The sequence below is a fragment of the Novosphingobium fuchskuhlense genome (genome assembly GCF_001519075.1).
Lineage (GTDB): Bacteria > Pseudomonadota > Alphaproteobacteria > Sphingomonadales > Sphingomonadaceae > Novosphingobium > Novosphingobium fuchskuhlense.
In genome coordinates, this window is the sequence record NZ_KQ954244.1 from 1,965,871 (window position 1) to 1,979,994 (window position 14,124).

At 64.4% G+C, this 14,124-nt stretch carries 10 protein-coding genes; 5 read left to right on the forward strand and 5 right to left on the reverse strand.

Annotation, left to right across the window (positions count from 1 at the left end):
- The first annotated feature begins 54 nt into the window (after positions 1-54).
- Entirely contained in the window at positions 55-2,310 is a 2,256-nt protein-coding gene (locus AQZ52_RS18480; RefSeq protein ID WP_156424834.1) for an EAL domain-containing protein, read from the forward strand.
- A gap of 388 nt (positions 2,311-2,698) precedes the next feature.
- On the opposite strand, the gene zapE is transcribed toward AQZ52_RS18480, so the two are convergent.
- From zapE to AQZ52_RS09195, 4 genes are all read right to left on the reverse strand, one after another.
- On the reverse strand, positions 2,699-3,817 hold the full coding sequence (gene zapE, locus AQZ52_RS09180; protein WP_067908767.1) for a cell division protein ZapE: 1,119 nt from the start codon (positions 3,815-3,817) through the stop codon (positions 2,699-2,701).
- Positions 3,814-4,284, reverse strand: a complete 471-nt coding sequence (locus AQZ52_RS09185; RefSeq protein WP_067908769.1) for a PaaI family thioesterase — start codon at positions 4,282-4,284, stop codon at positions 3,814-3,816. The genes zapE and AQZ52_RS09185 overlap by 4 nt, the downstream gene beginning before the upstream one ends.
- Before the next feature lie 25 nt (positions 4,285-4,309).
- A complete protein-coding gene (locus AQZ52_RS09190; RefSeq protein ID WP_067908772.1) occupies positions 4,310-5,092 on the reverse strand; it encodes a succinate dehydrogenase iron-sulfur subunit in 783 nt (260 codons plus the stop codon).
- A 200-nt stretch (positions 5,093-5,292) separates the two neighbouring features.
- Positions 5,293-5,475 carry a Flp family type IVb pilin gene (locus AQZ52_RS09195; RefSeq protein WP_054120896.1) on the reverse strand — a complete coding sequence of 61 codons (183 nt, stop codon included), beginning with the start codon at positions 5,473-5,475 and terminating at the stop codon, positions 5,293-5,295.
- Positions 5,476-5,780: 305 nt separating this feature from the next.
- Here AQZ52_RS09195 and AQZ52_RS09200 point away from each other — a divergent pair, with 305 nt between their 5' ends.
- The gene (locus tag AQZ52_RS09200; protein WP_067908775.1) at positions 5,781-6,413 is read left to right on the forward strand and encodes a class I SAM-dependent methyltransferase; all 633 of its coding nucleotides are present in this window, start codon (positions 5,781-5,783) and stop codon (positions 6,411-6,413) included.
- Positions 6,414-6,498: 85 nt separating this feature from the next.
- On the opposite strand, the gene AQZ52_RS09205 is transcribed toward AQZ52_RS09200, so the two are convergent.
- Entirely contained in the window at positions 6,499-9,327 is a 2,829-nt protein-coding gene (locus tag AQZ52_RS09205) for an Rne/Rng family ribonuclease (RefSeq protein ID WP_067908776.1), read from the reverse strand.
- A 647-nt stretch (positions 9,328-9,974) separates the two neighbouring features.
- Here AQZ52_RS09205 and AQZ52_RS09210 point away from each other — a divergent pair.
- The 3 genes from AQZ52_RS09210 (at position 9,975) to AQZ52_RS09220 (ending at position 14,104) form a co-directional block, all read left to right on the forward strand.
- On the forward strand, positions 9,975-10,859 hold the full coding sequence (locus tag AQZ52_RS09210; protein WP_067908780.1) for an N-acetylmuramoyl-L-alanine amidase family protein: 885 nt from the start codon (positions 9,975-9,977) through the stop codon (positions 10,857-10,859).
- Between the two features lie 107 nt (positions 10,860-10,966).
- Positions 10,967-13,498, forward strand: a complete 2,532-nt coding sequence (locus tag AQZ52_RS09215) for a penicillin-binding protein 1A (protein ID WP_067908782.1) — start codon at positions 10,967-10,969, stop codon at positions 13,496-13,498.
- A gap of 66 nt (positions 13,499-13,564) precedes the next feature.
- On the forward strand, positions 13,565-14,104 hold the full coding sequence (locus tag AQZ52_RS09220) for a peroxiredoxin (RefSeq protein ID WP_067908784.1): 540 nt from the start codon (positions 13,565-13,567) through the stop codon (positions 14,102-14,104).
- Positions 14,105-14,124: the final 20 nt, after the last annotated feature.

The window sequence follows — 14,124 nt, forward strand, 5'->3', positions numbered from 1 at the left end:
GGGATCGAAAGGATTGGCCGTTAGGCATCGATCACCACAGCTGGGCGGTGACGCATGCGCATGTTCTTCCGATCGACGATCGGAATCCTGTTTCTGGTTGCACTGGCGTCGTGGCCGACGGGCTTCGTCGAGCCCATTGATCATATCTATTGGAACAACCTCTACAAGTTCGTCAGCCATCCGGCTCGACAGGACATCGTGATCGTTTCGCTCGACGCCGAAAAGGGCGTCGGCAGCGCTGAAGAAGCAAAAGTCATCGAACACCTGCGCGCGATGATGCCGCGGGAGCTCTTTTTTGACGCCAAGGTCCAGACCGGTGCCGACCCGCTCGGCGATGCGGCACTCGCAAAGGCCATCGCCTCCTTCAATCACGACCTGAGTTTCGTTGTTCGCCAGCAGAATCTGGACAGTTTCTCCGAGGCGGCCTTTCTCTTTCCGCCACATAGCATCGTCGGTGATGCACCGATTGTGGTCTCGGCCTGGAACAGCAATTTCATATACAACATCGTTTCCGGGCCTGTTTCGGTTGTCTTGAACGGAAAGACCTATCCGACGCTCAGTGTCCGGCTCGCACATCTGCAGAACGTGCAGGCAACGACGTACTATCCCGACTACGCGCTGGAGCCTGCGACAATTCCGAAGGTCTCGGCCCAGGACTTGCTGGAGGGAAAGGTTGCAGCTGCTGCGATAACCGGGCGCACGGTCATTGTCACTTCGCCGGGCCAAGCGCCTCTGGCCGGCTATTTCGGCCACGAAATGGTGCCGACGCTGGTGCACGACATTGCCGGCGCCTCGGCGCTGCGCAAGCCGTTCTCTCTCGATCTGACCCCGTTGCCGCTCCTCGCCCTGACGATCCTCGGTCTGCTGATGGCGAATCGCATCGCGCGCTACCGGTTCCGAATTCCGGCTTATGCCATCCTTGTCGCAGCGATTATCGTATTGCCGGCGATGGCTCGCACAGCGGGAATCGTGCTGGGTCCGGCACCGGCGATCTTCGCGCTGATGTGCTACGGGGCGCTGCGCATCTGGCAGAAGCGGACGCGCCGCATCCAGCAGACCAACGCGTCAGGTCTCCCCAACCTTCTTGCGCTCTCGAACAATGAGCTTGAGGTCGGCCGTGATGTCGTTGTCGCCGTCATCGCCCGCTTCGAGGAGATCCTCGCCACATTGCCTGCCTCGCTTCACGGCGAATATGCGCGGCAGATTGCACGGCGCATCTCGATCGGCGCGGGTGCCGAGACAATCTATCAGGGTGACGGGGGGCATTTCGCCTGGACCGAGGAAGCGCGGCCGCTGGAAATGCAGATTGGCCATCTCGAGGGCCTGCGGGCGCTTTTCTCCGCGCCTCTGCAGATTGGTCATCACACGTTTGACACCACTATTCATTTCGGGCTGGACCGCAACGAAGGCCTCGACACGCTCACGCGTGTCAATTCGGCACTGGCCAGTGCCAATGAAGCGCTTGGCAATGGCCGGGCGATTGAACTCTTCGAGGCGAATCGCCTTGCCGAAGCGCCTTGGGAGCTGTCGCTTCACGCGCGCATCGACGAAGGCCTGCGCAATGGGGATATCTGGCTGGCATTCCAGCCTCAATGGAGCCTGGCCGATCAGAGGATCTATGGTGCCGAGGCCCTGATTCGCTGGAACCATCCAACCCGCGGTGCCATAAGTCCGGATGCGTTCATCCTGCAGGCCGAGCGTGCCGGCCGGATCGATGCCCTGACGTACTGGGTGCTCGAGGAGGCGATCACGGCAGCGCTCAAGCTGAATGCCTATGGCCACCGCTTCCTCATGAGCATCAACCTTTCGGCCCAGATGGTCGACAAGCCTGATCTTGTGCCGAATATTGCGGAGATCGTCGCTCGTCGCGGCATCGACCCGTCGCTCCTGACGGTGGAGATCACGGAAACGTCGGGTGTCCGAAATCGACCGGCGGCTTGCCACAACCTCAGCCAGCTGCGCAGTATGGGCTTCCGGCTTTCCATTGACGATTTTGGAACGGGCGAGGCGAGCCTTGCCTATCTGGCGGACTTGCCGAGCGATGAACTCAAGCTCGACAGGCGCTTCGTTTCGCGCGTCACCACGAGCCCGCGGGACCATGCAATTGTGAGCAGCACAATTGCGCTAGCCCATGCCCTCAACCAGCAGGTCGTCGCCGAGGGCGTGGAAGATCAGGCGACGCTGCTGGCACTGCGCGATCTCGGCTGTGACTTCGCGCAGGGCTTCCACCTTGGCCGTCCCCAGGCTTTTCCGGCATTTTGCGCGATGTTTGAGCAATCGCAGAAGAGCAACCAAACTCGCAGCATTTAGAACTTGTTAACCATGAATGGGAATGGTAAACGAATCTCCAGAAACGTTCTGGGGAGCCATCCAATGTGGTACATTCTTTTCCGCCGCTTCCTGTAATCACTGGAAGTGTCCAGCTTTAAAAAGGGCTTGAAACCTTTGTTTCAGGCCCTTTTTTGCGTCTGGATGCGGGGGTGAGCGAGATGGCAAGACGCGGAACCATGCGGTCCTCCACACCGGCAAGCGCAGCCATGGCGGGCGTCGATCATTAAGGTTTGACGGTGTCTGGCAGGCACCCCGAGATAGTGTTTCAGCCAAGAGCACTCGAGAGGGCGGCTACTCTGGCGACGGCTCGAAACCTGGTATCAGTTTCTCTCACCTCGGTCCGCAGCGTTCCGGCAGTCGCGCCAGATCAAGTCTCGCCATGCCCCAGCGCGAGATAGTCCAGGCTCTGCATCTCGATCAGTCTGCTGACCGTGCGCTCGAACTCGAAGCGGCCGTCGCCGGCCGGATAGAGGTCCGCCGGCTCCGCATCGGCTGTCGCGATCAGGTTCACCTTGTGCTCGTATAGCGCATCGATGAGCGTGACGAAGCGCGCGGCCTCGTTGCGTTGGTCCGGGCCGAGGCGCGGAATGCCGACAAGGATCACGGTGTGATAGTTCCGCGCAATGGCGAGGTAGTCCGCCGCGCCGCGCGCCTCGCCGCACAGGCGCTTGAAGCTGAATACGGCGACGCCCTTGAGGCTCTTGGGCACGTGCAAGGTCCGCCCGCCGCCGAGATCGAGCGAGCCGGTCGGCACGTGGACACTGTCCTCTGGCGGGTAGTCCGTCATGCGGAAGAAGGCTTCGCGCACGGCCGCGGTCGCCGCGGGACCATTGGGGACGTGCCAGGTGTTCACGCCCTGCATACGCACCATGCGATAGTCGGTCGGGCCGTTGAGCGCGACGACGTCCAGCCGGTTTTCGATCAAGGCGATGAAGGGGAGGAAGTGCTCGCGGTTGAGCCCGTCCTTGTAGAGTTCCTGCGGCGCGCGGTTCGAGGTGGTGACGACGGTAACGCCCAGATCGGCAATCAGCGCGGTGAACAGGCGGCCCATGATCATCGCATCGGCGCTGTTGTTCACGACCATCTCGTCAAAGGCGAGCACCTGCGCTTCGGCGGCTATGGCCGCAGCGACGGGGGGAATGGGGTCGCCGCGTTCCTTCTGCCGCTCCACGCGCAGGCGGGCATGGACGTCGAGCATGAACTCGTGGAAGTGCGCGCGGCGCTTGGGACCTGCCTCCAGCGTATCGTGGAACAGGTCCATGAGCATCGACTTCCCGCGCCCGACGCCGCCCCACATATAGAGCCCGCGGGGGCTGGCGGGCGGCTTGCTGCCGAGCAGGCGGCCGACAAGGCCGGGCTTGGGGGCAGGGCGCTCCAGTTCGTGTTGCAGGGCTTCCAGTCGGGCGGCGGCGGCGGCCTGTTCGGGATCGGGCTTCAGTTCGCCAGCCGCGACCAGTGCGGCGTAGCGGTCCGCCAGACCGCTCATCGTGACGAGGGCTTGCGCACGGTTCCGTTGAAGGCCGCGACGAGGTGGTCTTCCTGCACCACCGTGCCGCGCAGGAACAGCAGGCGGCGGGTTTCGCGCAGGACCTCCACCACGGCATCGAGCGGCTGGCCGACGATGCCAGCGCCGATGAACTGGGTGGAGAGATCGAGCGTGACCGAGCCGGCGGCATCGCCATCGATCGCGTGGCGCATGCAGGCGAACAACGATACGTCGATCAGCGAGAGCGTGATCCCGCCGTGAACGGCATCGAGCAGGTTGCTGTGGCGGCGCTCAGGGAACATGCGCAGGCGCACCGCAGGGCCGCCGCCCGGGAGGTCTTCCCGCCGGACCAGCAATTTGCCCATGACAAAGGCATTGAACCGGTCCTGATCCTTCAGGTCCCAGGTATACCAGCCGGGATGGTCCGCCGAGGGACCATAGGTGAAGGCGGCGTTGTCGACGGACATGGCAGGTGGCGGCTGAGCACCCGCCTCAGAGCGAGCGCTCGACCTGCATCTTCTTGATTTCAGCGATCGCACGCGCCGGCGAAAGGCCCTTCGGGCAGACGTTGGCGCAGTTCATGATCGTGTGGCAGCGATAGAGACGGAAGGGATCTTCCAACTCGTCGAGGCGTTCGCCGGTCATCTCGTCGCGGCTGTCGGCCAGCCAGCGATAGGCCTGGAGCAGAATGGCGGGGCCGAGGAACTTGTCGGAATTCCACCAGTAGCTGGGGCACGAGGTGCTGCAGCAGGCGCACAGGATGCACTCGTACAGGCCATCGAGCTTTTCGCGCTGCTCCGGGCTCTGCAGGCGTTCCTTGCCCGAAGGCGTGGGCGAGACTGTCTGCAGCCAGGGGCGAATCGAGGCGTACTGCGCATAGAAGTGGGTGAAATCGGGAACGAGATCCTTGATCACTTCCATGTGGGGCAGCGGCGTGATCTTGATCTCGCCCTTGAGGTCCGCGATCGCGGTGGTGCAGGCAAGGCCGTTGCGACCGTTGAGATTCATCGCGCACGAGCCGCAGATGCCTTCGCGGCACGACCGGCGGAAGGTCAGCGTCGGATCCTGCTCGCCCTTCATCTTGATGAGCGCATCCAGCACCATCGGGCCGCACTGGTCGAGATCGATCTCGAAGGTATCGTAGCGGGGATTCTCCCCGCTATCGGGATCGTAGCGATAGACCTTGAACTTCTGGATCCGGCCCTGGGTGGCGGCAGGGAAATGCCGTGACTTGCCATTGACCTTGGAATTCTTCGGAAGCGTGAAGGTCGCCATCGCGCCGTCTCTCTCTGATCTGGTTCGAAAAATCGGTTCGACAGTCCTTAGCGAAACCGTGGCGGCGGGCAAGAGGGGAGGGTGGCAAACCGGCCTACCCAAGGTGACAGGTCGGGGTGAAAGCCAATCTTCCATTCCCAAACGAAAGGGGCGGGGAACCGAAGTTCCCCGCCCCCGAACGTTGCGCTTGCGCGAAGCTCTTAGAGCTTGCCGTCCGAAGCGTTGTTCATCTGGGTCGAAACCAGGTTGAACGTGTTCGACAGCGAGTTGCCGAGCGCGCCCATGGCGGTGATGGCGGCAACAGCGATCAGAGCGGCGATCAGACCGTATTCGATGGCGGTCGCGCCTTCTTCGTTAGCGAGCAGGTTCTTGAAAAGCGTCATGTTCGATCTCCTGAGTTGGCGCCCCACGCGCCACTCACCCCTCGTGTCTTCCGTGGTGAGCAAGGACTTATCTACGCACAACCTGCTAAAAAACCCCTAACGCGCTGTACCCTTCCGAAACGGGTTTCGTGAAAAAATCTGTCTATTAAACAGATATATAGAAGGCTTGCTAACGGCCAATTTGGCCTGCAACGATCTGCCGCGGCAAAATATTCGTTTCCAGAAATCCCTGTTTTCCTGTGCTTGTCGGCCTGCGTCGGGGCGTGCAAGATCAGCGCCGAACGGGCGAGGAAAGGGCATCGGCAATGGGCTTCAAAGCGTTCTGGGATCGGCACATGGTCCCGCGCCTGATCCGCACCTGCTGCGGTGCCGAGGCGATTATGGAACTGCGCGGGCAGGTGGTGCCCCAGGCGCGCGGCGCGGTGTTCGAGATCGGCTGCGGCGGCGGCTATAACCAGCAGTTCTACGACACGCAGGCGGTGAGCAGTTTCGCCGGCATCGATCCATCCGACAAGCTGCTCGATTTTGCACGGGCCGAAGCGGCGAAAAAGGGCTGGGCGGCAGACATCCGCCATGGCGTGGGCGAGGCGATTCCCTTCGCCAGCGAGAGCTTCGATACGGTGGTGTGCACCTACACGCTGTGTTCGGTGGAAGACCCGCAGCGCGTGCTTTCGGAGCTGCGCCGAATCCTGAAGCCGGGCGGGCAACTCCTGTTCCTCGAACACGGCAGCGCGCCCGATCTGGACGTGCAGCGCTGGCAGCAGCGGATCGAGCCCTTCTGGAAGCCGATTGCCGGCGGTTGCCACCTGACCCGGCCTGTCACCGCCGCTGTGCGCCATGCCGGGTTCGACGTGGCGCCGATCGGGAAGGGCTATCTGCCCGGCAATCCGCGCTGGGCCGCGTGGATGGAATGGGGCTCCGCAACGCGTCTCGCCTGAAACGACGCAGCGCCCCAAACGAAAGGCCCTCCCCGGCGTGGATGCCGGGGAGGGCCTTTCTGTTACCGGCTCTGAACGTTCCCGATCAGGCGCCGAAGGTGCGCTGCCACCAACCGCGACGCGGCTCGCCCGGCTTGTCGCTGGCCGGAGCATCGGCGGCTGCCGGGGCTGCGGCAGGGGCTTCCGGTGCGGCTTCCGGCGCGGCCTCTGCGACAGGGGCGTCCTCTGCGGTTTCGGGTGCAGGTGCCGCAGGTGCTTCCGGCTCGGATGCGTCGCTCTTCTTGCGGCGCACGCGCTTTGGCTTGGCGGGAGCTTCCGCTGCCGCTTCTTCCGCGGGGGCAGGCACAGGTGCCTGCGCTGCAGCCTCGACTGCCGGCGCTTCCGCTTCGGTGGCATCGGCTTTCTTGCGGCGCGTGCGCTTGGGTTTGGCGGGGGCTTCAGCCTCGGCTTCGACCACAACTGCTTCCTGCTCCGGCGCTGCTTCGGCCGCAGGCGCTTCAGCCTCGGCTTCTACCGGCTCGGCATCCGCCTTGCGGCGGCGCGAACGACGCGGCTTGGCGGGGGCTTCCTCGGCAGCTTCAACGGGTGCCGGTGCTTCGACAGCCTCGGCAGCGCTGTCTGCAGGGCCATCGCTGCTGTCTGCGTCGTCGCTTTGGCCGTCATCACCCTGGGCATCGCCGCTCTGGGCTTCGCCGTCACCGCGGCCACCGCGCCGACGACGACCACGACGGCGGCGCTTGCGCGGCCCTCGTTCGTCGTTGCGATCTTCGTTGCGGTCGTCCGCGCGCTCGCCGCTTTCGCCGCGTTCGCCGTCATCGTCGCCTTCGTCGTCACCATCGGCTTCGGCGGTCTCGCCTTCATGCCCGGCTGACTGGGCGATCTCGTTGCCATCGCGGTCGCGGCCACGGCCCCGGCGACGCTTGCGGCGCTTGCGGCGGCCGCCTTCGCCGTCACCGTCCTCGCGCTCGCGGCGCTCACCACGCGGCTCGTCCTGCTCTTCGGCTTCTTCCTCGTCGGCGTAATCGTCTTCGACGTCGGTGTCGTCTTCAGGCTCGATGATCGGCTCGAAGCGTGGCACGAACGAGGGCTTGGGCCCGCGCGAGGCGACGCGCATCTTGGCGCCCTCGTTCTCGCCTTCGGGAATGACTTCTACAGTCACGCCATAGCGATGCTCGATCTCGGCCAGATCGGCACGCTTGGCATTCAGCACGTAGATCGCCGCTTCCTGGCTGGCATAGAGCGTGATGATCGTGCCCTTGCCCTTGGCGGCTTCGTCCTCGATCATGCGCAGCGCCGAAAGGCCGGCCGACGAAGCCGTGCGCACCAGGCCCGAACCATCGCAGTGCGGGCAGGCGCGGGTGGTGGCTTCGAGCACGCCGGTGCGCAGGCGCTGGCGGCTCATTTCCATCAGGCCGAAGCCCGAGATGCGGCCGACCTGGATGCGGGCACGGTCGTTCTTGAGCGCGTCCTTCATGGCCTTTTCGACCTTGCGGACGTTCGAGCCGTATTCCATGTCGATGAAGTCGATCACGACAAGGCCGGCCATGTCGCGCAGGCGCAGCTGGCGGGCGATTTCGCGCGCGGCTTCAAGGTTGGTGGCAACCGCGGTCTGCTCGATGCCATGCTCCTTGGTGGAGCGGCCCGAGTTGATATCGATCGAGACAAGCGCTTCGGTCGGGTTGATCACGAGGTAGCCGCCGCTCTTCAGCTGAACGACCGGATCGTACATCGCGGTGAGTTGATCCTCTGCCCCATAGCGCTGGAACAGCGGCACCGGATCGACATACTGCCGCACGCGCTTGGCGTGGCTGGGCATCAGGAGCTTCATGAAGTCCTTGGCGGCACGGTAGCCGTGCTCGCCCTCGACCACCACTTCCTCGATGTCGCGGTTGTAGATGTCGCGGATCGCCCGCTTGATGAGGTCGCTGTCCGAATGGATCAGCGCCGGTGCGGAGGACTTGAGCGTCCGTTCGCGGATCTCGTCCCACAGGCGGGCGAGATAGTCGAAGTCGCGCTTGATCTCGGGCTTGGTGCGCTGGAGGCCGGCGGTGCGCACGATGCAGCTCATCGTGCGGGGGAGTTCGAGCTCCGCCATGATCGACTTGAGGCGCTTGCGGTCGGCTGCCGAGCTGATCTTGCGGCTGATGCCGCCGCCGTGGCTCGAATTGGGCATGAGCACGCAGTAGCGGCCGGCAAGGCTGAGGTAGGTGGTGAGGGCAGCGCCCTTGTTGCCGCGCTCTTCCTTGACGACCTGAACGAGCAGCACCTGGCGGCGCTGGATCACGTCCTGGATCTTGTAGCGGCGGCGCAGCGCCATGCGGCGGGCGCGCAGATCATCGGCCTCGCGCGCCTGGGCGCGAGGGGCACGCTGGCGGCGCGGACGGCGCGAGCGGCCATCATCTTCGCCCTGCTCTTCACCCGCTTGCTCGCCGCTTTCGTCAGAGCCCTCGTCCTCGAAGCTGCTTTCGACGACGCCACCTTCGATCGTGGCGACATCATCCTTCTCGGAGGTATCGACTTCGGTGACGCCTTCGTAGTCGTACCGGTCGTCGCCGCCGTCCTCATCGTCGAGATCGTCGCCGTGCTCGGCTTCGTCGGCCGCACGCAGGGCGGCTTCTTCCTCGGCGTGGGCGGCTTCCTCGGCAAGGAGCGCCTCGCGGTCTTCCTTGGGAATCTGGTAATAGTCGGGATGGATTTCGCTGAAGGCGAGGAACCCGTGGCGATTGCCGCCGAAATCGACGAAGGCCGCCTGCAGCGACGGTTCGACCCGGGTTACCTTGGCAAGATAGATGTTGCCCTTGATCTGCTTGTGATCAGCAGATTCAAAATCGAACTCTTCAATCCGGTTGCCATTGAGCACCGCCACCCGGGTTTCTTCCTGGTGGCGCGCATCGATCAGCATGCGCGTTGTCATTATAAAGTCTCCAGCCGCGCGGCCACGGGGGTGAACCCGGGAACTGGGCGCGGTTCAATGTGAAAGCGCGATAGCCTTGCCCGCCGGTGCCGGCAGATGCCGGAGCCGGTGCGGGGCATTTCGCGAATGCGGATGTGCCGGTTTGCAGCGCTGGAAGGGCCGCTGTTGCGTGCCCGGTGCGCTCGCCGCCCGGCGGCGGTTGGTGCGTGTCTGCCCAGATGATGGTCCGTGGCGACTGGCACGGACCGATGCACGCCAAGCCCGCACGGGCCCCCATGGGGCTCCTCGGCTCGAACAGTGCACGGATTTGCATCAAGACATCAACCTCTGGTGCGAGTGAGACCGGAAAACATCCGGAATGCCCACTCGCCTCTTCATCTGGTCGGAGCCCAAAAACCGTTCCAGGGCAACGCCTTGTCCCGATTGACTGCGATGCGCTCTAAGGCCTTGCAGCAACTTGACGGGGGCGGGGCCGAGGCTTTTCCGGGCTCGTTCCAAGATGACACTGCTAGCACCGGATTTGCGAACCAGCAATTAAAACCATGACAGTGAGGCTGCGGGTACGTTGCAGGCGCGGGGCAAGCTGCCACGATCCGGCGCAATTCGCTCTGGACCGGCTGGCGGTCGGCATTGCATAGCCGCAGCCGATGACAAGAAGGGTCCTGATCGCGGTGGTGCTGGCGGCGCCCTTGGCCGTTGCGACGGCGCTCGCGATTCTGTTTGCCGTTGCTCTGTCCGTCCCCGTCCGTGTTCCCGACTATGTCGTGCGGATCAAGCTGCCCACGGGCGAGGCGCAGATTGGCCTGCCCAAGGTGGAGGGACCTGCCGATGCGAGCCGGGCACTGGTGGTGATCGATGCCGGGCATGGCGGCCACGATCCCGGTGCAAGCGGACAGGGCGGTGAGAGGGAGAAGATGGTCACCCTGTCGCTCGCGCTGGCGCTGCGCGATGCCTTGCTGGCCGATGGCCGCGTGCGCGTGGCGTTGACCCGCGATGGGGACCGTTTCCTCGCGCTGGAGGAACGGTCGGGCATTGCGCGGCGGTTGAAGGCGGATCTCTTTGTCTCGATCCATGCCGACGCCTCGGAATCGCCCGAGGCGACGGGGGCGACGGTCTACACCCTTTCAGACCGGGGTTCGGACGCCGTGGCCGATGCCGTGGCGCGGCGGGAAAACAAGGCCGACACGGTCAATGGCGTGGATCTCGGCGGCAAATCGGATGCGGTGACCGCGATCCTCGTCAGCCTGTCGCAGCGCGAGATGCGCGAGCGGTCCAAGGCCTTCGGCGGCCTGGTGCGGCGCGAGGGCGAGGGCAGGATACGGTTCCACACCGATCCGGAGCGCGAAGCGGCTTTCGTTGTGCTGAAATCGCTGGATCTGCCCTCGGCCCTGATCGAGGCGGGCTACATCAGCAGCCCGGACGATGCGCGCGCGCTGGCGAATGCGGGTTGGCGCAAGGGGTTTGCCGCGTCGGTAGCCTCGGCGATCGAGATCTACCTTGCGCGGACCACGGTGGCGACGGCGCTTCCCTGATCGAGGGCACTCGACGGAAACCCTCGGAAAGGCCGGGCTGCGGGAGAAAGCCGATTTATCCTAGCCACTGGCATTTCCGCGAAGGGCCATGCTAAGGCGCCGCGCAGATGGTGAACGATCCTGGCCTTCCCGGTTCCGATGGCACGTCGGTAAAATGGCGCATCCAGCGCGGTGCAGTGGGCCTTTTCGGCCGGGCGCGCGAACTGTGGCGCGATCAGGTCTGGGTGCGGCGCGCGGGCTATGTTCTGGGCGTGCTGGCCGTGCTCTACCTGCTGGTGTGGGTCACCGTGATCCGCACGCTGCCATCGGCCGACAAGCTGCTGACTTATCAGCCGCCGCTGCCGACCATGGTGCGCGGAAATGACGGCGAGATCGTCTCCAGCTATGCGCGCGAGCGCCGCGTCCAGCTGCGCTACGTCGATTTTCCCGAGCCGATGATCCACGCGTTTCTCTCCGCGGAGGACAAGTCGTTCTTCAGCCATGGCGGTGTCGATATCACCGGCCTGATCGGCGCGATGATCGACTACACGGTGAAGTTCGGATCGGGCGAGCGCGCCCGCGGCGGCTCCACGATCACCCAGCAGGTCGCCAAAAACATCCTGATCGGGAACGAATATTCCGTCACGCGCAAGCTCAAGGAAATGATCCTCGCGCGGCGCATCGAGAGCGTGCTCAACAAGCAGCAGATCCTCGAGCTCTATCTCAACGAAATCCCGCTGGGCCGGCAGAGCTTCGGCGTGCAGGCAGCCTCGCGCGCCTATTTCGACAAGGATGTCGGCGAACTCAAGCTGCACGAAGCCGCGTTCCTCGCGATCCTGCCCAAGGCGCCGGAAACCTATGGCCGTGCCAAGTTTGCGGACAAGGCGATGGCGCGGCGCAACTGGGTTCTCGACCAGATGGTCAAGAACGGCTGGACGAGCCCGGCCGAAGCCGCCGAGGCCAAGGCACAGCCGCTGGGCCTCGTGCAGCGCCGGGCGGAGAACTATACCGCCGATGCAGGATACTTCCTCGAGGAAGTGCGCCGCCAGCTGATCGACAAGTTTGGCGAGAATGCCGACAACGGCCCCAACAGCGTCTATGCGGGCGGCCTGTGGGTGCGCACCTCGCTCGATACCGAATTGCAGACGGCAGCCCAGACCGCGCTCAGGGCAGGGCTGCTGCGCTATGGCGGCGGGCGGGCGTGGAGCGGGCCGATCGCGCGGCTTGACGTTTCTGGTAACTGGCAGACCGAACTGATCACCAGCAATCTCTCGATCAATTATCAGGACTGGCGCATCGGCGTGGTGCTGGAGCGGCGCGGGACGAACGGGAAGATCGGGTTTGCTGATGGCAGCTCGGGGCCGCTCTGGGGCATGCCGCAGGCGATGAAGGCCGGCGACGTGATCGCGGCCGCGCCATCCGGCGGTGGCTGGGCGGTCCGCGTGGTGCCCGAAGTTTCGGGCGGCATGGTGGTCGAGGACCCGCAGAGCGGCCGGGTTCTGGCCATGCAGGGCGGGTTCGACGCGCGCCTCGGCTCTTTCAACCGGGCGACGCAGGCGGCGCGCCAGCCGGGCTCGACGATCAAGCCGTTCGTCTATGCGACCGCGCTCGACAACGGGATGACGCCGGCCTCGATGGTGCTCGACGGGACGTTCTGCGTCTACCAGGGCGCGGCGCTGGGGCAGAAGTGCTTCCGCAACTTCGGCGGCGAAGGCGGCTCGGGCTTGCACACCATGCGCTGGGGGCTTGAGCAATCGCGCAACCTGATGACCGTGCGCATTGCCAATGATACGGGCATGGACAAGGTCGTCCGCACGATCAAGGGCGTGGGGATCGGCGATTATCAGCCCTATCTCTCGATGGCGCTGGGTGCTGGCGATACGACCGTGGCAAAGATGACCAATGCCTATGCCGCTCTGGCGAACCACGGGCGTCAGCACGAGCAGACGCTTGTCGATTACGTGCAGAACCGCGACGGCAAGGTGATCTGGAAGGCCGACAAGCGTGATTGCGGCGGCTGCAACATGGCGCAGTGGGATGGCCGGCCGATGCCGCGCTTCAACCTTACCGGCAAGCAGGTGATGGACCCGCGCACCGCCTATCAGGTGGTCCACATGCTGGAAGGCGTAGTGGTGCGCGGCACGGCGCTGACACTGGCCGATCTCAAGCTGCCGCTGTTCGGCAAGACCGGCACCACTTCCGGCCCGACCAATGTGTGGTTTGCCGGCGGTTCGCCCGATATCGTGGGCGCGCTCTACCTCGGTTATGACCAGCCGCGCAGCCTTGGCGGCTATGCGCAGGGCGGCGTGATCGCGGCGCCGATCTTCAAGCAGTTCGTGCAACTTACCCGCAAGCGCTGGAGCGACACCCCCTTCACGGTGCCCGAGGGCATCCGCATGGTGAAGATCGACCGCGTGACCGGGCGGCAGGTGTTCGGTGGCTCGACGCAGGATACCGAGCGGCGCGCCTCGGTCATCTGGGAAGCGTTCAAGCCCAACAGCGAGCCGACGCGCACTTTCCGGCCGGAGGACCAGACGCTGAAGGATGCCGTGCTCGAGGCCATCCGCAAGGCGCGCGCAGCCAAGAGCGGTGATGCGGCCGGCGAGGACGTGCCGGTCGAGGAAGGCGATTTCGTCGAGGACAAGGGCGGGATCTACTGACGGGCCGCTGACCCATGCACCATTTGCCGGTTCCTGCTCGGCAAACTTGCTGATAGACTGCATGGCATGATCAAGCATGTTCTGGCCGCTGGTGCGGCGCTCGCCCTTCTCCTCCCCGCCGCTGCCAACGCGGAACTCGCGCAAGGGGCCGTTGCGCCCGACTTCACCACGATGGGGGCGCTGGCCGGCAAGCCGATGCAGGTAAACCTCAAGGCCCTGTTGAAGAAGGGGCCAGTCGTGCTGTATTTCTATCCCAAGGCCTTCACGCAAGGCTGCACGCTGGAAGCGCATGCGTTCGCCGAAGCGACGCCGGATTTCGCCAAGGCAGGCGCGACCGTGATCGGCATGTCCAACGACGACCTGCCGACGCTGCAGAAATTCTCGACCGCCGAATGCCGCGACAAGTTCACGGTGGCGGCGGCATCGAAGGATGTGGTCAAGGCCTACGACGTCGCGCTGAAGGTGGCGGGCGTGCCCAGTGGCCTGACCAAGCGCACGAGCTATGTCATCGCGAAGGACGGGAAGATCGTTCTGGTGCACTCCGACATGGATTACCGCGATCACGTGAAGCTGACGCTGGAAGCGGTCCAGAAGCTGAAGGGCTGAGCGCCAGCGCCCGCAGACTG